Raw genomic sequence first — 19,767 nt, forward strand, 5'->3', positions numbered from 1 at the left:
TGGCTCAATTCATGCTGGCATCAAAGCACGAAAAGACTATAATCCTCCAACCATTTCGAGGTGGGTTTGAATATGATTAATTTGAAAGCAGTTATTCCGGTAGCAGGTTTGGGTATGCATATGTTGCCCGCAACAAAGGCTATTCCAAAGGAAATGCTACCGATCGTTGATAAGCCGATGATTCAATACATCGTCGACGAGATCGTAGCTGCGGGAATCAAAGAAATCGTATTGGTGACGCACTCTTCAAAGAATGCGGTTGAGAACCATTTCGACACTTCCTATGAACTGGAAGCTCTGCTTGAGCAACGCGTGAAGCGTCAGTTGCTTGCCGAAGTCCAGTCCATTTGCCCACCGGGCGTGACCATCATGAATGTACGTCAGGCTCAGCCCTTAGGCTTGGGTCATTCCATTTTGTGCGCCCATCCTATTATCGGCGACAATCCATTTGTTGTTGTATTACCTGACGTTATACTTGATGGCGCCAGCGCTGACCCATTGCGCTATAATTTGGCGGCAATTGTTGAGCGTTTCAAAGAAACCGGGCGCAGCCAGGTGTTGGCAAAACGTATGCCGAACGAAGACTTGTCCGAGTATTCGGTTATCACCACTGAAGAACCGTTAAACAATGATGGGCAGATTGGTCGCATTGTTGATTTCGTGGAGAAACCCGATCAGCCGCAGACTTTAGATTCTGACCTGGCGGCTGTGGGCCGCTATGTTCTGTCTGCTGATATCTGGCCTGAACTTGAGAAGACAGAGCCAGGTGCATGGGGACGAATCCAACTGACAGACGCCATTGCTGCATTGAATCAAAAGCAAGCGGTAGAAGCGGCTTTGATGACCGGCGAAAGCTATGACTGCGGTAAGAAAATGGGTTACATGAAGGCATTTGTTAATTATGGTTTGCGTAACCATAAAGAAGGCCAGAAGTTCAGGGACAGCATTCAGAAGTTACTGGCTCGTTGATTTTTTTCAATCAATGATAACCAGAGTCTGATGAAAAGAACGGCAGTCAATCGTGGCGGTATTGTTGCATTTATGTAACATTACCGGTGCCGACTGCCGTTTTTTTTGCGAAAATCTTGTAAGCTACTGAACTACATCATTCTTTATGCTAGATGGTTATGAGCGAACAGGTAGATACTGGTTAAATTACCAGTTTATCTAACTGTTTGATTGCTCGAAAATGTGTAGTGAGATTTAACCTGGCCTCCCTAAGAGGGGAAAAATATGAAGAAAATTCAGTCCACTGGTAGCTGTTGAGCCAGGGGCGGTAGCGTGGGCTAAATCAAATATATGATTACATAATATCGCTTAATACCTTAAGTAGGTTTTAAATAGCCGATAATAAAATATCGAAAAAAAACATTACAAGATAATAGAGAGACTCTTCACGTGAAAATTCTTGTTACTGGTGGCGCTGGTTTTATCGGTTCAGCGGTCGTTCGTCATATCATAAATAATACTCAAGACAGCGTCGTTAACGTCGACAAATTAACCTATGCAGGCAATCTTGAATCGTTGGCCGACGTATCTGAAAATGGGCGTTATGCATTTGTGCAGGCAGATATCTGCGACAGAAATGCTCTTGATAAGATTTTTAACGAACATCAACCAGATGCTGTGATGCATCTGGCGGCAGAAAGCCATGTCGATCGTTCAATTACGGGTCCTGCAGCTTTTATTGAAACCAATATTGTCGGTACCTATACATTGTTGGAAGCGACCCGTGCTTACTGGTCGCAATTAAGTGAAGCTCGTAAAGCAGAGTTCCGTTTCCATCATATTTCCACTGATGAAGTTTACGGTGATTTGCCGCATCCAGATGAATGCCCGGCAGGGGAGGTTCTTCCTCTATTTACCGAAACAACTTCATATGCGCCCAGCAGCCCGTACTCAGCATCAAAAGCCTCAAGCGATCACTTGGTTCGCGCCTGGCAACGTACCTATGGTCTGCCATGTATAGTGACTAACTGTTCCAATAACTACGGTCCGTACCACTTCCCGGAAAAATTGATCCCTTTGATTATCCTCAACGCACTGGCGGGTAAACCATTGCCTGTTTATGGGAATGGTGAGCAGATCCGCGACTGGCTGTATGTCGAGGACCATGCCCGAGCACTGTATAAAGTCGTCACGGAAGGCACAATTGGTGAGACCTATAACATTGGTGGTCATAACGAACGTAAAAATATCGAGGTTGTGACGACTATTTGTAACATTCTGGATGACGTTATCGGCACTAAGCCTGCGGGAATTGAACACTTCGCTCAGTTGATCACTTATGTGACTGACCGTCCGGGGCACGATTTGCGTTATGCGATTGATGCAACAAAAATCAAAAATGATCTTGGATGGATTCCTCAAGAGACATTTGAAAGCGGTATTCGCAAAACCGTGAATTGGTATCTGAACAACAAAGAGTGGTGGCAGCGAGTAATGGATGGTTCCTACGCTGGCGAAAGACTCGGTCTTACAAATAATTAAGGATAGAAAATGAAAGGTATTGTGTTAGCAGGTGGCTCAGGAACACGTCTATATCCTATTACGCAAGGTGTATCAAAACAACTGCTTCCTGTTTATGATAAACCGATGATTTTCTATCCTATTTCCGTTCTAATGTTGGCGGGGATTCGCGATATATTGATCATTACTACGCCAGAAGATATGGCGTCATTCAAACGCCTACTCGGAGATGGTTCCCAGTTTGGTATTAATTTGTCATACCAAGTTCAACCTTCTCCTGATGGTTTAGCTCAGGCATTTATTATTGGCGAAGAGTTTATTAATAATGAACCTTGCGCACTAGTTCTGGGTGACAATATTTATTTTGGTCAAAGTTTTGGTAAAAAGCTGGAAACAGCTTCGCAATTGACCAATGGCGCGATGGTATTTGGTTATCAGGTACTCGACCCGGAACGTTTTGGTGTTGTGGAATTTGATGAAAATTACAAAGCCCTGTCGATAGAAGAAAAACCACTCAAACCAAAATCAAACTGGGCAGTTACTGGCCTCTATTTTTATGATAGCAATGTTGTAGAGATGGCAAAGCAAGTGAAACCTTCTGCTCGTGGTGAACTAGAGATTACCACTCTGAACCAGATGTACCTTGAGCAAGGTAATTTACAAGTGGAATTACTGGGGCGCGGGTTTGCCTGGTTAGATACGGGTACGCATGACAGCTTAGTGGAAGCATCTCAATTTATCCACACCATCGAAAAACGCCAGGGTCTGAAAGTGGCTTGCCTGGAAGAGATTGCTTACCGCAAAGGTTGGATGAGTAAAGATCAGGTTGCAGAGCAAGCGCAAAAACTCTCAAAAACAGAGTACGGTCGCTACTTGAATATGCTCATTAATGAGTAATCTACTTTCGAATTAAAATTAACGCAGCCATTGAGAAGAACATGAAGATTTTACTAATTGGTAAGAATGGTCAGGTAGGATGGGAATTACAACGTTCTCTTTGTTTGTTAGGGGAGTTAATTGCCATTGATTTTTATGACACCACACTTTGCGGTGACCTAAGAAATCCTGATGGGATAGCAGAGACTATTCGTATTGTAAAACCTGATGTTGTCGTCAATGCTGCTGCACATACAGCGGTCGATAGAGCCGAGAGTGAGCAGGAGCTTTCATATCTTCTCAATGCTGAAAGCGTTAAAGTTATAGCGAAAGAAACTGCGAAGTTAGGTTCTCTGTTGATCCATTATTCTACCGACTATGTGTTTAATGGGGCTGGGGGGCATTACCGCACTGAAGCGGAAGAAACAAACCCACTTAATGTTTATGGCCAAACTAAGCTTGCAGGTGAAGTTGCCATCGTGTCGAATAATCCTCGACATTTAATTTTTAGAACGAGTTGGGTATATGCTACTCGTGGTGCAAATTTTGCAAAAACGATGTTGAATCTTGCAAAACAAAAAGAAACTCTTTCTATCATTAGCGATCAATTTGGTGCACCAACAGGAGCTGAATTACTCGCTGACTGTACAGCAATAGCTATTCGCGCAACGTTAAAGGATGAATCTCTTACAGGAAAATATCATCTTGTAGCAAGTGGAGAGACAAGTTGGTATGAGTATGCGAAGTTTGTCTTCGAAATTGCTCGCTCTCAGGGTGAAGAATTGTTGCTTAAAGAAGTCAAAGCCCTGCCGACCTCTGAGTATCAAACTGCTGCGCAACGGCCATTAAATTCAAGACTAAACAATAATAAATTTAAGAAAGCTTTTGGAGTTGAATTACCTGACTGGAAAGTTGGGGTAGAGCGTTCAGTTATTGAAATACTAGGAAAGTGAAAAAGAGGATTTTAAATAATATTGGCAGTGTAAATATATCTGAGCTTTGTCAAAACCAGAGATAATGTACTGGTTAATGAATTTTTACGGCTAACTCTAAAAATAATTAATATTTTACATGGTTTTTTTTTAAATTATCCATGTTTATTAATAAGTAATAGATGTGATGCACGTGAGTATTGATGTTCAGCAATAATGGCAAAATGAATTAGCGTTAAAATTTGTTTTTTTATTAACAATAATTCTCTCGCTATTTATAAATGTATAATATTAAGCACTTCAATTTGAACGATCTATTATTTAGAATGATCTTCATGTTGATATTCACAGGCCTTGTCTTCTAATACCAATATCATCAATAAATGACAAATAGGGTCTTTTCTCCAATTTGCAGAGCTTTATAAGTAAATTATGAAATCTGAATCAAAAGTTGCGGTGCTACTTTGTACTTACAACGGTAGTAAATTTATTCGAAAACAGTTGGATTCTATAGTAAACCAAATACACCTGAATTGGGTTATCTATGCATCTGATGATGGTTCAACTGATGAAACTTTAGATATTTTAAAAGAATATCAAACAAGATTAGGTGAAGATAGGGTCTTTATCCTTGAAGGGCCTCGACGTGGTTTTGCTTGGAATTTTATCTCTTTATTAAATGTTGTTCATGATGATACCGTATATTATGCATTTAGCGATCAGGATGATGTGTGGTTAGATGACAAATTACAACGCGCAGTTTTAATGTTAGATGCGTTAGATCATGAAATACCAGCGCTGTATTGTGGTCGAACGATGTTGGTAGATGAACATGACCAATGTATAGGTTATTCACCATTATTCAGTAAAAAACCATCATTCAGAAATGCATTAATTCAAAGTATTGCTGGTGGGAATACTATGATGATGAACAATGTAGCAAAAGATTTAATTATCAAAACGCCACGTTGGGAAGAAATAGTTTCACATGATTGGTGGATTTATATTGTCATCACTGGCTGTGGAGGGAATGTAATATATGACCCAAACCCAACAATTAAATACCGTCAGCATTCTGATAATCTTATTGGTTCCAATATTAGTATGCTGGCAAGAATGAAAAGAATACGAGGCGTACTGGACGGTAAGTTCCAGTTATGGATACAAAAAAATATATCGTTACTTGCATTAACCGACATTAAATTAACCTCTGATAATGAAATGTTGATAAAACAATTTAATGATGCAAGATGTGCAGGTTTGATTAAAAGAGTATGCCTATTCAGAAAAATAAAAATGTATCGGCAAACATATTTTGGCAGTGTCGCATTTGCACTAGCAATTCTATTTAAGAAAGTTTGATTTTTATGAGTGAAACAAGTTTATGTATAGCTTGTTTTTACTCCGAACATCTTTAAAAGAGAAAATAATCGTATGATGCAGGGTATTCAGATAAATTCAGCGCAGTCGAGAGCAAAACTCTCACTGCCCAGCATGATAAAGTCGATAAAATCAAATAGAAATTTGATTTATCAAATGTCAAAGCGAGAAATTCTTGGGAAATATAAAGGGTCGGCATTAGGGATTCTTTGGTCAATCATTACACCGATGATTATGTTAATAATCTATACGTTTATTTTTTCCGTTGTGTTTAAAGCTAAATGGAATCACGGTGGTGATGAATCAAAATATGAATTCGCTGTAGTGTTATTTGCTGGTCTTCTGACGCATACATTTCTGGCAGAAGTATTAAATAAATCGCCGGGACTTATAACGGGTAACGTCAACTACGTTAAAAAAGTAGTGTTCCCATTAGAGATTCTTCCTGTAATTAATATTGTAACGTGCTGTTTCAATGCATTGATCAGCATCGGTGTATTACTGGTTGCTATTTTATTAGTAAAGAATGATATCCCCTGGACAGCAATTCAGTTGCCACTTGTCTTTTTCCCTTTAGTTATCTTGGCATCGGGTTTATCGTGGTTCCTTGCTTCGTTTGGTGTATTTATCAGAGATATTGGGCAAAGTATTACCATATTTACAATGGTTCTTTCATTTCTTTCCCCTGTTTTTTACCCAATAAGTGCCGTTCCAGCCATATTACGCCCATGGTTAATGCTAAATCCTCTAACTTTTATAATTGAGCAAGTCAGGAATGTGTTGATCTGGGGGGTAAATCCTAATTATCTTGGGTTACTCCTTTATACATTGTGTGCATTGGCCGTATGTTGGTTAGGTTATGCTTGGTTCCAAAAAACAAGAAAGGGATTTGCAGATGTTCTGTGATGATCTAGCTATTGAAGTTGAGCAGCTAAGTAAGTGTTTTCATATTTATGAAAACCCGCGCGCAAGGTTAAAACAGTTTATTTTACCAACATTAAAGAAAGTATTACATGTTGGGACTGCCGGTAGTTACTATCGAGAGTTTTGGCCTGTTAGAGACCTATCTTTCCAAATACGCAAAGGTGAAACTGTTGGGATCATTGGTAATAACGGTGCCGGGAAATCTACTCTTTTACAGATGATTTGCGGGACTTTGAACCCTACTGAAGGAAGAGTTGTTGTTAATGGTAGAATAGCCGCATTGCTTGAACTTGGTTCGGGTTTCAACCCTGAATTTACAGGGCGAGAGAATGTTTACCTTAATGCGGCAGTTTTAGGATTAAGTAAGAAAGAGATTAATGAAAAGTACGATGAAATCGTCGCATTCTCTGAAATTGAAGAGTTCCTTGATCAACCTGTAAAAACATACTCAAGTGGTATGATTGCTCGTTTGGCATTCTCTGTCGCTGTTCAGGTAAATCCGGATATTCTGATTGTTGATGAAGCGCTAAGCGTTGGAGATATGGCGTTTCAGCAGAAATCATTTACAAAAATGAAAGAAATACGAGATGCCGGGACATCTATTTTGTTTGTATCCCATTCCTTATCTGCAGTGCGAAATTTTTGTGATACTGCTATATGGATGGAAAAAGGCAAAATGAGAATGATTGGAGAGAGACTTGAGGTTTGTGAAGCTTATCAACAAGAAACTGAAGCGAAAAATAAACTTATCTCTGTTCAGAAAGCAAAAACAGACCAATTAGAAGACCCTGATAAACAAATTGCAATACTCTCCATAGAATGTGACCAGCATATATATGAAATGGGTGATGACATCATTATTTCTATGGGGCTGGGATTCAAAGGTGAAAACATTCAGTACGGAATTGGTATTGTAATATATGATAACAAAGGGCATATAGTAAGCATATTAAATACATTAAGAGATGATATAACATTTAGCAGTGTTAAAAATAATATCACTCTTACTATACTTAATAATTATTTCGCCCCTGGCGAGTATTATTTGACAGTAGTGGTTTCTGATGAACTAGGCATGTTCCCGTATGATAGACTTGAATATGCTGCCAGCTTCAATATAAAAATGGAGCGTAATGCAGCGGGGCTGGCCAGAGTTGAGGGTGTCGTGAGATGTGACCATTTATGGGGTGGAAAATGACCTGGACACTTGATAGATACGAACGTCTTTGGATAAAACGAGGTGATATTAATATATTAAGAAATCATGCCCTCGTTGTTATCATGAGAATCAGAAACGAAGAATTGGTAATTCAGGATACACTTGATCACATCTCCAAGTTTGCCGATTATATTTGCGTTTATGATGATTGTAGTACTGATTCAACAATAGATATTTTGAAAAAACATGAAAAAGTATTTTTGATTGTTGAAAATAAAAAGTGGAGAAAAGGTCAAGATAACAGATTGCTATCTGAAACCAGACATCGTGGTCTATTATTAAATCTTGCAAATAAATATCTCAATTTTGATTGGTGCATGTGTTGTGATGCCGATGAAAGATATTTTGGAGATATCAGACAATTTGTTACATCTGATTTAAACAATAAACCGGCTGGAGTAAGAATTCAGCTATTCGATGCTTACATGACTTCAGGTGATGACAAGGCATATCGCCGCGGTGATAAGTTAGAAGATTTCCGAAATAAATTTGGCCCGGAGTGTCGAAATATTTTAATGCTTTGGAAAAATAAGGAATCAGTCTGCTATCAAGGATTGGATGCACGCGAACCATCAAACATTGATGAGGTTGCAATTCAGTTCTATTGCCAACATTATGGGAAAAGTTTGTCGTATGAGCATTGGGAAGATACTTGTAACTATTATGTAAAAAATTTCCCTTGGGACCCGTATGGAAAAAAATGGAATGATAGGAAAGGGAAAGCACTCCATTCCTTATCAGATTTTGGCAATCCACTCTATACTTGGGGGAGTGAACTTTTTACCAACAAGGTAACTAATTTTTAATTTTTATGAGAATTTTAATAGCAACATCAAGATTCAAAGATTATGCAGGTTCAGAAATCACTGTTCTGGAATATGCCGAGCAACTGAGACTTCAGGGGAACGAAGTAACAATTGCAACATTTGAATTATTCGATACCTATTCAAATTACTGTAAATCCCTGGAGATCCCTTTAAAAGAAATCAGCGACACGACTCTGTCGGAAGCTGAGTGGGACATAGTGTGGGTATTTCATACCCCGACTTATTATGCCCTATTTGCAAAATATTGTTATAAAGCGAAAGCTATAATCTTTTCTTCATTGTCTCATTTTGAACCTTTGGAATCACCTCCGATTGAATTAAACCAAATTGGAGTTTTTACGACTAATTCCAAAGAAAACTATGATTATTTCACAATAAACTATCCAGACTATGCAGAAAGAGCCGTAATTCTTCCAAATTCGATACCTGATGTATATTTCTCAACGGTACCTACAAAAAAAAATACATCATATACAAAGGTTTTAATTGTATCGAATCATCTTCAACCTGAATTGCTTAAACTTGCTGAGTTACTTAGAGAAAATGATTCATTAGTTAATATTTATGGTGTAGGTTTTAATGAATCATTAATAACGCCTGAAATATTAAGCCAATATGATTCTTGTATAACTATTGGTAAAACAGTTCAATATTGTCTTGCTCTTGGTATATCTGTATTTTGTTATGATCACTTTGGTGGACCTGGGTGGATTACGTCTAAAAATGTTGAGCTAGCATCCGAGTTTAATTTTTCAGGAAGATGCTCAAATACTAAGATGACTGCAGATGAAATATTACAAATGTTTCAGGCTAGTAATGTTCCTAATGAAGAAGAGTTAGTTTTTCTCAAAAAATATTCGAAAACGCATTTTTCACTGAGCCGTAATTTGTTTTCAGTAATAGAGAAAGTCATACCATGCCAGAATATTATTGAATGTAATCAAAAAAACACTATAAATAACATCCTTAATAAAAGTGTTGATGTTTTTACGCGGCAACAAAAATTTCTAGAAGAATATAAACTCTCATGGTCAATTGAGACCAGTAAACGAGAAGAACTTGAAGAAAGACTGATGGAAATTTATAACTGCTGGCAAGCAGAAATTAAAACCACTTCAAAATTAGTTTTAGAGTTAAATGAAGTATCAGGTGAGATTTCGAGTAAAGAACACTCTGATTTTATTCTTAAAGAACGAGAAAATGGAAAAACTCTTTTTCTCGATATTTTTAGATCAGTAAAGGCATTTATTGCTTACTATATAAAAACACCTAATACTAAATAATATGAATATGTAGAGGCAAGAAATGACTGCTTTAAGTACGCCAAAGGTTTCAGTGTGTATTCTCACGAAGAACCCTGGCTATATTTTTAGAGAAGTAATTCAATCAGTTTTAATGCAAAATACTAACTTCGAGTATGAAGTAGTTGTAGTAGATTCAGGTTCAACTGATGGTACGATCGATTATATCGAGAAAATTGTCGATCCTCGACTGAAGTTGCTAATTATTAAACCTACTGACTTTGGTCATGGTAAAACCAGAAACTGGGCAATTGAAAATTCCTCAGGTGAGTTTGCCGTAATGATCACGCACGATGCCAAACCTTTAAATAATTTCTGGCTTGAGAATCTTATATCGCCATTTGAAACTGATCCTGATATAGCTGGCGTTTTTGGTCGTCATGTAGCATATGAAGATGCTTCTGTATTTACAAAGCGTGATCTGCAATTACACTTTGATGGTTTTAAATCTAACAAAGTAGTTGCCCTCGATGACTCTGAGCGTTACGCCACTGATGAAGGGTATAAACAATTTCTGCATTACTTCTCCGATAATAATGCAGCACTAAGACGTTCAGTATGGCTTTTGTATCCTTACCCAGAAGTGGATTTTGCCGAAGATCAACTCTGGGCAAAATTGATTATTGAAAAAGGATACAAGAAGGCTTATGCGGACGATGCGGTAGTTTATCACTCTCATAATTATAGTTTAGTTCAAACCTTTAAACGCTCATACGATGAATCCAGAGCCTTAAGACGTTTGTTTAATTATAATATTTGTCCAAGGCTTCTAAATATAGGATATCAAACGTTACGCTGTTCGCACAGGGATATAAAATACTACAGAGAATTGAACAATGGGTGTAATTTATTAAAGAAAATTGAAATTATTACTTTCCATTTCCTGAAGCAAACTGGGTTTTATATTGGTAGTAACTATCCAGATAATAAATTTTTATTCCGTTTAATTTCTCTTGATAATTCTTTAAAAAGGAAATAGCCATGCGTTTTCAAAATATTTATCACGTTATTTCCAGAGTATATAAGCAGGAAGGTCTTGGTGGCGTAACAGTCAGAGTGCTAAAAAGATTGAAAACGTCATTTTCAGGCACGACACCAATAACAAACCTGGCTGTTTTTTCCAAGAAAGACGTAATTGGATATTATAACTTTGTTACTTTAGAGAACGCAGGCACAATCTCTGGTAATTTACAGAATAATGAAAAAAATGTAATTAATTGGCTAATACCAGATTTTGGTATTGGTTCTGGTGGACATCTTAATATATTCCGCTTTGTTCAATATTTAGAAAAAAATGGATTCAAAAATAATATTTGTTTAGTTGGTGATCATCGACATAAATCTACAGACAAAGCAAAAGAGTTGATCAACAAACACTTCTTTGAACTTAAAGCTGAAGTATTTTTTGGCATTGATGATTTACCCCCGGCAGAATTTAGCTTTGCAACAGGCTGGACTACTGCTTATTATCTTAATGCATTTTCTAAAACAAAGCATAAGTTTTATTTTGTTCAGGATTTTGAACCCTACTTCTATGCAAATGGTAGTGAATACTCATTTGCTGAAGAGACGTATAAGTTAGGTTTTGTTGGCGTCTGCGCTGGAAACTGGTTAGCAAATAAATTATCCGCTGATTATGGGATGAAGACTTTCTCTTTAAGTTTTTCTTATGATCGCGATCTCTATTCCCCTAGGCCTAAAACTGAAGTTACTAATTCTAAAAAACGTATTTTTTGTTACTTCCGCCCACCAACTATCCGTCGTGGTTTAGAAACTGCATTACTTGCTTTGGATATTGTAGGGCGAAGGAACCCCAATGTAGAATTTATTTTCGCCGGGTGGGATATGGACGATTATAAATTTGAACACGACTTTGTTAATGCCGGGTTATTAGCGGTTGAAGAATTACCTGAAATCTATAGTAATTGTGATATTGCACTCGTTTTATCGTTTACTAACCTTTCCTTACTACCATTAGAAATAATGGCATGTGGATGCGTAGTTGTATCTAATGAAGGGGATAATGTTGAATGGCTCCTTAATAAGGATAATGCTGTAATATCTTCCCCTGCACCAATGCAACTAGCTGAAAATATCTGTAAATTGTTAAATGAACCTAATGAATTATTATCTCTCCGTCAAAGAGGGATGGATTTTGCAAGCAGCACAAGTTGGGAGAAAGAAGGGAATAAATTAGTTGAAATTTTAAAGGGAGTTTCAAATTGAAGAATATTCTGGTTGTAGGTTCGAATGGGTTTATTGGACGAAATATCTGTAACTTGTTAATAAGTAACGGATATCACGTTCACGGTTTAGATATACAATCTACTTCGGCGCATGATTTATATTCTGAATACTCACAATTTGATGTCTTAAAAGATTCTTTTTCGTCTTTGCTTTCTGGAATTGACTGTGTCATTTATCTAGTGTCGACGTTATTACCACAACCATCAAATGTAAACGTTGTACGAGACGTAAATGAAAATCTACTCCCTGTAATATCTTTATTAGAATGCATCAAAGAGAGCAGTACCTGCAATAAAATAATTTTTGCTTCATCGGGTGGTACAATTTATGGAGCACATAGTGAACCAGTAAATGAAGTGTCTTATCTTGATCCTAAATGCTCATATGGAATAATGAAATTAACAGTTGAGAAATATTTAAAGCTTTATAGCTCATTATATGATATTCAAACTGTTTCTCTTCGTCTCAGTAACCCATATGGCATCGGGCAGGATCTCAATAAACCGCAAGGTGCCGTGGGAATATTTTTAAATAATATACTCAATGATAAAAATATTACAATCTGGGGTGATGGAAGTGTCATTAGAGACTACATTCATGTTGATGATGTAGCATCTGCCTTTATGTCAGCTATTAAATATGAAGGTGAAAGTGACATTTTTAATATTGGCAGCGGTATAGGTACTTCATTAAATGAACTTCTGACAATCCTCGAAGATGTGACAGGTAAAGCAGCGGTGATTGAATATACAGAATCGCGTTCTGTAGACGTTCCAATTAATGTTTTAGATATTGAAAAAGCAAACATTCAACTTGATTGGCGTCCAACGGTTGATCTCAAACTGGGATTAAAATCTTTGTATGATATTAACATAAAACGAAGCTAGGCTATTTCATTTCTTGCAATGAATCATGATGTATTATGTTTATGGCATTATTAATGCATTTGTTATTGTTAATAAATGCATTGTATAGCATGGGTAATGCACCTAATTAAAATATTATCATGTTAATAATTTTTCCTATTGTAATGCCTCATCAATTTTATAATAAATTTGGGAATGTTTATATGCTGAAGGCTCGGAGTTTATTTTCTTTATTATGTATTTTAATTCTCAGTTATGCCGCATATTTTTATATTAATAAAGTTAAACCGCCAATGAGTTCCCCTGATGAAATTTTGCATTTTGCCCGAGCCGATGCACTTTCAAATGGAGATTTGCTATTACAATCGCCAGAAGGTATACGATCTGGTCAATATTTAGATGCCGCCTATCAGTTTTTTTTGACCCCTGCGTTAATTAATGAAAATAATGTTGATGAAAATATAATTTTTGAGAGGCCTAAAACATTTTACGAACTGGAATGGGCAGGGAAAACTAAGTTTTTTAGTATTTCATCAACTGCTTTTTATTTCCCTCTGATTTACACGCCGCATGCGTTAGCCATAAAATTTGGTAAATTGATTAATCTTAATTTCAGTGAAACCTATAACCTTGTTAGACTTTTTACATTTTTGTCTTGCGTAATGATTATTATTGCAGCGTGGGTTGTTTATCCAATACCTTTAGTCGCGCTAGCTATTCTATTTATGCCGATGACAATATTTCAGCTTATGTCTCCAACGCTAGATGGAATGGCAACCGCTCTAACAATATTGTGCATGTCTTTATTTGTTAGTTTAATAAAAGATAACAACAGTAATACGGAAAACTCTAAGCTTTTGTTACTATCCATTTGCATTTTCTTGTTGGCTTCAAGTAGAGCTAATTTGATTTTTATTTGCTTTATACCTGCACTTGTTTATTTTAAAAATAAATCCTGGAAATACTTAGCTTCATCGTGTGTTTTGTTCTTGTTTGTTATTGCATGGACCTTGTATGCAATACATAGTGTTCAGGATGGTGGAGTTAATCATCCTGGGTTTACTCAAAGCCAAGTAATGCTTCATTATGTAACCCATCCATTTGAGCTTTTGAAAATAATATTTGCCACGATAACAAGCTCAGAATTTCTCGTTTCATATGTTAAACAGTATATTGGGATTTTAGGGTTGCTCAACGTTCCTCTGCCTTCCTGGTACTACAAATTTGTGATAGTGACGACTGCAATTATTTTCTGTGCAAGTTCCCGCGCTCTTTATATTGATTACAATCGTAATTTAATTATCTATTTGTCAGTGATTTCTTTGGCATCCACTGTTCTTATCTTTTGTGCTTTATTAGTTCAATATAGCCCATTTCCGGCAGAGACAGTGTATGGTGTTCAAGGGAGGTATTTCATTATTCCATCAATAATGCTTTCTTATATTTTTGCAAATAGGAATCAACCAGAAAAAGTTTCAATCGGATTAGTATTAGCTATTGCAATTTCATCTGTATTTATTATTCATGAGTTACTATATGCACATTACAAATTGCTGTTCTAAGCATTTTTGATATATAAGAAGTTTATGTTATGCTTTTATTAAAGTAATTTAAAGAAACACATGAAAAAATTATTGCTGTTCTTTATTTGTGGTGTCATTCAATTTGCTATTGATTCATCACTATATACGGTTTTATCTTATGTCGGTGTCGGCGTCACATTATCCAATGTTTCGTCAAGGGCGTTAGCAGCGAGTGTAGGTTATTATATAAATGGTCGATTAACCTTCAAACGCAGTATGAATGGACGGGTGTTGTTCAAATTTGTCATTTATTGGGCAGGGATGACGGTTATTAGTACTGTTTTGTTATATTTGTGTAAGGTGATTTTTAACTCGCAAAACTCTGTGTTTTTGACTGCAGTCAGCAAAGTCTGTGTAGAAATTGTATTGTTCTTTATTAGCTTTATTATTGCAAAATTATGGGTTTACAAACATGATTAAGAAAAATGAGAAGTTGAAAATTGCTGTTGTCATTCCCTGTTATAAAGTTAAAGATCATATTCTGGATGTCATTAGCAATATTGGTGATGAAGTAGATACAATTTATGCTGTTGATGATAAATGCCCGGAAAGTTCGGGTCAATTTATCCTCGATAATTGTACTGATAGTAGGGTTCAAGTCCTGTTCAATAATGTCAATAAAGGTGTCGGTGGTGCGGTAATACACGGATACCAACAAGGCCTAGTGGATGGTATAGATATTTTTGTCAAAGTTGATGGTGATGGTCAAATGGACCCCGCTTTGATCAAATATTTTGTGAAACCCATTTTACGTGGGGCAGCGGATTACACTAAAGGTAACCGTTTCCACGAAATTGAAGGTTTAAAATTAATGCCAAAAATACGGTTGTTTGGCAATGCCGTGTTGTCATTCATGACGAAATTTTCATCTGGCTACTACCGTACTTTTGACCCTACTAATGGCTACACAGCGATTTCTTCGGTGGCCTTAAAGAAATTACCATTGGAAAAAATCAGCAATAGATACTTCTTCGAGTCGGACATGCTTTTTAGACTCAATATTGTTGATGCTAAAGTTTTGGATATTCCCATGGATGCTATTTATGGTGATGAGGTGTCTAATTTAAATATTAAACAAATACTATTTCCATTTTTGAAGGGAAATATAAAGAACCTCTCCAAGCGTATTTTCTATAATTATTTTTTACGTGGTTTTTCTATTGCCTCTGTAGAATTGGTATTAGGGATAATTCTCTTCATTTTTGGCCTCATTTATGGCTCAGTAGCATGGTACGACTCGATCGTTTCTGACTCACCAGCAACCAGTGGCACAGTTATGCTTGCTGCTTTGCCTGTGATTCTAGGTGTACAATTTTTGTTGTCTTTCATTCAAGCGGACATCGAAAACCAACCGACAATATCTCTTACACGCCTATTACGTGATGACATTGAAAGCGATTAATCATTATCGCATTTGTTGCAACTATCTCTTAGTTAACGCCTGAGTTAACATAACGTTTACTTAAATCAACCGTATTTGGTTGGCTATGACACCTGACAGGAGTATGTAATGTCCAAACAGCAGATTGGCGTTGTTGGTATGGCTGTAATGGGGCGCAACCTGGCGCTTAACATCGAAAGCCGTGGCTACAGCGTTTCCGTGTTCAACCGCTCTGGTGACAAAACTGAAGAAGTTATTGCAGAGAACCCGGACAAAAAGCTGGTTCCTTATTATACAGTTAAAGACTTTGTAGAGTCGCTTGAAACTCCTCGTCGCATTCTGTTAATGGTGAAGGCTGGTGAAGCGACGGACAAAACTATCGACTCCCTGAAGCCATACCTTGAGAAGGGCGATATCCTGATCGATGGTGGTAATACCTTCTTCCTGGATACTATTCGCCGCAATCGCGAGTTGTCTGCTGAGGGCTTTAACTTTATTGGTACCGGTGTTTCTGGTGGCGAAGAAGGTGCATTGAAAGGCCCTTCCATCATGCCTGGTGGACAGAAAGCAGCCTACGAACTGGTTGCCCCGATTCTTAAGCAGATCGCAGCTGTTGCGGAAGATGGTGAACCTTGTGTTACTTACATCGGTGCTGATGGCGCTGGCCATTACGTGAAGATGGTTCACAATGGCATTGAATATGGCGACATGCAGTTAATTGCTGAAGCCTATTCCTTACTTAAACATGGCCTGAATCTCTCCAATGAAGAGTTGGCAACGACTTTCACTGAGTGGAATGAAGGCGAGCTCAGCAGCTATCTGATTGACATTACCAAAGACATCTTCACTAAGAAAGATGAAGAAGGTAAATACCTGGTTGATGTAATTTTGGACGAAGCCGCTAACAAAGGTACTGGCAAATGGACTAGCCAGAGCTCACTGGATCTCGGTGAACCACTTTCATTGATTACAGAATCCGTATTTGCGCGTTATATTTCTTCTTTAAAAGAACAGCGTGTAGCCGCATCTAAAGTTTTGACTGGTCCTCATGCTAAACCATTCGCAGGTGATAAAGCTGAGTTCAGTGAAAAAGTTCGCCGTGCACTGTATCTTGGTAAAATTGTTTCTTATGCTCAGGGCTTCTCTCAGCTTCGTGCTGCCTCAGAAGAAAACAGCTGGGATCTGAATTACGGTGAGATCGCGAAGATTTTCCGCGCAGGCTGTATCATTCGCGCTCAGTTCCTGCAGAAAATTACTGATGCATATGCAGAAAATGCTTCAATTGCGAATCTGTTATTGGCTCCGTACTTTAAGCAAATTGCTGATGACTACCAGCAGGCACTGCGTGATGTCGTCTCCTATGCAGTGCAAAATGGTATTCCAACACCAACTTTCTCAGCCGCTATCTCTTACTACGATAGCTACCGTTCAGCGGTGTTGCCGGCTAACCTGATTCAGGCACAACGTGATTACTTTGGTGCGCATACTTATAAACGCACTGATAAAGAAGGTGTTTTCCATACGGAATGGTTAGATTAATCTGACTTTTCCTTTTCCCTGCGAATAAAAAGTCCGGTCTTTTGACCGGACTTTTTTTGCATGAAATTTAACAATGAGTATCACAAACACATCGTATCCATGATGAAGTATCGCTGTTTTTACTTATGCCTTTCCCTTAAATTCTCAATCACCGCGCTTAAATCCAACTCCTGATCCTGCAACAACACCAGCAAGTGATAAACCAAATCCGACGCTTCGTTTTTCAGTTCATGGCGGTCATTAACCGTCGCAGCCAGTGCGGTTTCCACGCCTTCTTCGCCCACTTTCTGAGCAATGCGCTTGGTTCCACTTGCATACAACTTCGCAGTGTATGAACTCGCTGGATCGGCACTTTTCCGCGAGGCTAGCAATTGCTCAAGTTGATACAAGAAGTGCCAGTCGTGATGGGTTTCACCGAAGCAGCTTGTTGTGCCGAGATGGCAGGTCGGGCCAATCGGGTTTGCCAAAACCAGCAGCGTGTCGTTATCGCAATCAGGGGCGATTTTTACCACGTTGAGGAAATTACCGGAGCTTTCGCCCTTGGTCCACAAACGTTGTTTGGTGCGCGAGAAAAATGTCACTTTCCCGCGTTGTTCAGTCTGTGCCAGTGCTTCAGGATTCATGTACCCCAGCATCAACACTTCACCTGAAACAGCATGCTGGACTATGACCGGCATCAGGCCATCGGTTTTTTCCCAATCCAGTTGGTCTCGTTGCTCTTGTGTTAGCACACTCTTATCTCCTCGCCAAGGTGTGCCAAATACTGTTTCAGCTCACCAATATTAATAATTTGCTTATGAAATACCGATGCTGCCAGCGCGCCGTCCACATCCGCATCACGAAATGCTTCGAGGAAGTGTTCCATGGTTCCCGCGCCACCTGAGGCAATCAACGGGACATGGCAAACTTCACGCACTTTCTTTAACTGCTCCAGATCATAGCCGTTGCGAACGCCGTCCTGGTTCATCATATTAAGTACGATTTCCCCAGCCCCTCGCTTTTGCACTTCCTGCACCCACTCTACCGTTTCCCACGTTGTTACACGCGTACGGCTTTCATCGCCAGTATATTGATTGACGTGATATTTCCCGGTTTCACTATCAAACCAGGTATCAATACCCACCACAATACACTGCACACCAAAACGATCGGCCAGGCGAGTAATGAGTTCAGGATCGGCCAGAGCAGGGGAGTTGATAGAGATTTTATCCGCACCAAAAGAGAGGATTTGCGCTGCATCTTCAATCGACTTAATACCGCCCGCCACGCAGAATGGAATATCAATAACTTCAGCTACGCGCGACACCCAGCTTTTATCCACCACGCGGCCATCGCTTGAAGCCGTGATATCGTAGAACACCAGTTCGTCTGCACCTTCTGCCGCATAACGTTGTGCAAGGGGGACGATATCGCCAATGATTTCATGGTTGCGGAACTGCACACCTTTCACGACTTGCCCATCGCGTACATCCAGGCAAGGAATTATCCGTTTTGCCAGCATGAGATCGCCTCCGTTACGTTGAATTTCCCTTCCAGTAATGCACGCCCGACAATCACGCCTTGTACGCCAGTGCCACGCAAGGCCGCGATATCGTTGATGTCGCCAATACCGCCGGATGACTGGAACGCCACTTGCGGGAAACGCGCGCATACTTCTTCATACAGTGAGACGTTGGAACCCGCCAGCGTGCCATCGCGCGAAATATCGGTACACAGTACGTGTTTAAGCCCTACCGGAAGATAGGTTTCTACCAGCTCTTCTAGCGTCACGCCGGAGTTCTCTTGCCAGCCGCTGACGGCGACCTGTTTATTGCCTTGCTCGTCAATGCGTACATCCAGCGCTAATACCAGAGCATCTGCGCCAAAGCGTGCAAACCAACCTTTTACGAGTTCCGGCGATTTTACGGCTGTTGAACCCACGACGACACGCGCCACACCAGCTTCAAGCAATGCGGCAACATCTTCTTCAGTACGCACTCCACCGCCGACTTGCACCGGTACGCTGATGCCTGCAACCAATGATTTGATCAGCGGGATTTGGCGTTTTGCCGGGTCTTTTGCCCCGGTTAAATCCACAAGATGTAATACCTGCGCACCTTGCGCTTCATAATCTTGCAAACGCGGTAGTGGGTCATTGCCGTAATCGCGTTGTTGGCCGTAATCTCCCTGATGGAGGCGCACCACTGTGCCGTCTATTAAATCGAGAGCGGGAATAATCATGGT

General features: G+C 39.0%; 19 protein-coding genes. 16 read left to right on the forward strand and 3 right to left on the reverse strand.

What is annotated here, in order from left to right; translation table 11 throughout:
* The first annotated feature begins 72 nt into the window (after window positions 1-72).
* The 16 genes from galF to gndA all read left to right on the forward strand — a co-directional run bounded on the left by galF (window position 73) and on the right by gndA (window position 17,544).
* Window positions 73-969 carry a UTP--glucose-1-phosphate uridylyltransferase GalF gene (galF, locus tag OH773_RS07480; protein ID WP_183269832.1) on the forward strand — a complete coding sequence of 299 codons (897 nt, stop codon included), beginning with the start codon at window positions 73-75 and terminating at the stop codon, window positions 967-969.
* 429 nt (window positions 970-1,398) lie between these two features.
* Window positions 1,399-2,490, forward strand: coding sequence for a dTDP-glucose 4,6-dehydratase (gene rfbB, locus OH773_RS07485; protein ID WP_270144445.1), 1,092 nt, complete (start codon window positions 1,399-1,401; stop codon window positions 2,488-2,490).
* A 9-nt stretch (window positions 2,491-2,499) separates the two neighbouring features.
* On the forward strand, window positions 2,500-3,366 hold the full coding sequence (gene rfbA / locus OH773_RS07490; protein WP_270144447.1) for a glucose-1-phosphate thymidylyltransferase RfbA: 867 nt from the start codon (window positions 2,500-2,502) through the stop codon (window positions 3,364-3,366).
* Between the two features lie 41 nt (window positions 3,367-3,407).
* Complete coding sequence (gene rfbD / locus OH773_RS07495) at window positions 3,408-4,298, forward strand: dTDP-4-dehydrorhamnose reductase (protein WP_270144449.1); 891 nt, start codon at window positions 3,408-3,410, stop codon at window positions 4,296-4,298.
* Window positions 4,299-4,709: 411 nt separating this feature from the next.
* A complete protein-coding gene (locus OH773_RS07500; protein ID WP_270144451.1) occupies window positions 4,710-5,639 on the forward strand; it encodes a glycosyltransferase family 2 protein in 930 nt (309 codons plus the stop codon).
* Window positions 5,640-5,711: 72 nt separating this feature from the next.
* Window positions 5,712-6,563, forward strand: a complete 852-nt coding sequence (locus OH773_RS07505; RefSeq protein ID WP_270144453.1) for an ABC transporter permease — start codon at window positions 5,712-5,714, stop codon at window positions 6,561-6,563.
* Window positions 6,517-7,779, forward strand: a complete 1,263-nt coding sequence (locus OH773_RS07510) for an ABC transporter ATP-binding protein (protein ID WP_270144457.1) — start codon at window positions 6,517-6,519, stop codon at window positions 7,777-7,779. Before OH773_RS07505 ends, OH773_RS07510 begins: the two co-directional genes overlap by 47 nt.
* Window positions 7,776-8,606: a glycosyltransferase family 2 protein gene (locus OH773_RS07515; RefSeq protein WP_270144459.1), complete on the forward strand. Its 831-nt coding sequence runs from the start codon at window positions 7,776-7,778 to the stop codon at window positions 8,604-8,606. The genes OH773_RS07510 and OH773_RS07515 overlap by 4 nt, the downstream gene beginning before the upstream one ends.
* A gap of 5 nt (window positions 8,607-8,611) precedes the next feature.
* Complete coding sequence (locus OH773_RS07520; RefSeq protein WP_270144462.1) at window positions 8,612-9,910, forward strand: hypothetical protein; 1,299 nt, start codon at window positions 8,612-8,614, stop codon at window positions 9,908-9,910.
* Between the two features lie 22 nt (window positions 9,911-9,932).
* Window positions 9,933-10,907 (forward strand): glycosyltransferase, encoded by a 975-nt coding sequence (locus OH773_RS07525; protein ID WP_270144464.1) that lies wholly within the window; start codon window positions 9,933-9,935, stop codon window positions 10,905-10,907.
* Between the two features lie 2 nt (window positions 10,908-10,909).
* Entirely contained in the window at window positions 10,910-12,154 is a 1,245-nt protein-coding gene (locus OH773_RS07530) for a glycosyltransferase family 4 protein (protein WP_270144467.1), read from the forward strand.
* The gene (locus tag OH773_RS07535; protein WP_270144469.1) at window positions 12,151-13,062 is read left to right on the forward strand and encodes an NAD-dependent epimerase/dehydratase family protein; all 912 of its coding nucleotides are present in this window, start codon (window positions 12,151-12,153) and stop codon (window positions 13,060-13,062) included. The genes OH773_RS07530 and OH773_RS07535 overlap by 4 nt, the downstream gene beginning before the upstream one ends.
* A 182-nt stretch (window positions 13,063-13,244) precedes the next feature.
* Window positions 13,245-14,603 carry a DUF2142 domain-containing protein gene (locus OH773_RS07540; RefSeq protein WP_270144471.1) on the forward strand — a complete coding sequence of 453 codons (1,359 nt, stop codon included), beginning with the start codon at window positions 13,245-13,247 and terminating at the stop codon, window positions 14,601-14,603.
* Window positions 14,604-14,663: 60 nt separating this feature from the next.
* On the forward strand, window positions 14,664-15,044 hold the full coding sequence (locus tag OH773_RS07545) for a GtrA family protein (RefSeq protein WP_270144474.1): 381 nt from the start codon (window positions 14,664-14,666) through the stop codon (window positions 15,042-15,044).
* On the forward strand, window positions 15,037-16,026 hold the full coding sequence (locus tag OH773_RS07550; RefSeq protein ID WP_270144476.1) for a glycosyltransferase family 2 protein: 990 nt from the start codon (window positions 15,037-15,039) through the stop codon (window positions 16,024-16,026). The genes OH773_RS07545 and OH773_RS07550 overlap by 8 nt, the downstream gene beginning before the upstream one ends.
* A 108-nt stretch (window positions 16,027-16,134) precedes the next feature.
* Window positions 16,135-17,544 (forward strand): NADP-dependent phosphogluconate dehydrogenase, encoded by a 1,410-nt coding sequence (gene gndA, locus OH773_RS07555; RefSeq protein WP_270144478.1) that lies wholly within the window; start codon window positions 16,135-16,137, stop codon window positions 17,542-17,544.
* A 119-nt stretch (window positions 17,545-17,663) separates the two neighbouring features.
* Here gndA and hisIE read toward each other — a convergent pair whose 3' ends face one another.
* From hisIE to hisA, 3 genes are read right to left on the reverse strand one after another with little or no spacing between them, the layout of a single operon-like run.
* Entirely contained in the window at window positions 17,664-18,275 is a 612-nt protein-coding gene (gene hisIE, locus OH773_RS07560; protein ID WP_270144480.1) for a bifunctional phosphoribosyl-AMP cyclohydrolase/phosphoribosyl-ATP diphosphatase HisIE, read from the reverse strand.
* Window positions 18,269-19,045, reverse strand: a complete 777-nt coding sequence (gene hisF / locus OH773_RS07565; RefSeq protein ID WP_270144482.1) for an imidazole glycerol phosphate synthase subunit HisF — start codon at window positions 19,043-19,045, stop codon at window positions 18,269-18,271. The genes hisIE and hisF overlap by 7 nt, the downstream gene beginning before the upstream one ends.
* A complete protein-coding gene (gene hisA, locus OH773_RS07570) occupies window positions 19,027-19,764 on the reverse strand; it encodes a 1-(5-phosphoribosyl)-5-[(5-phosphoribosylamino)methylideneamino]imidazole-4-carboxamide isomerase (protein WP_270144484.1) in 738 nt (245 codons plus the stop codon). Before hisA ends, hisF begins: the two co-directional genes overlap by 19 nt.
* Window positions 19,765-19,767 lie beyond the last annotated feature (3 nt).

Source organism: Buttiauxella sp. WJP83, from assembly GCF_027594725.1.
GTDB classification, from domain to species: domain Bacteria; phylum Pseudomonadota; class Gammaproteobacteria; order Enterobacterales; family Enterobacteriaceae; genus Buttiauxella; species Buttiauxella selenatireducens.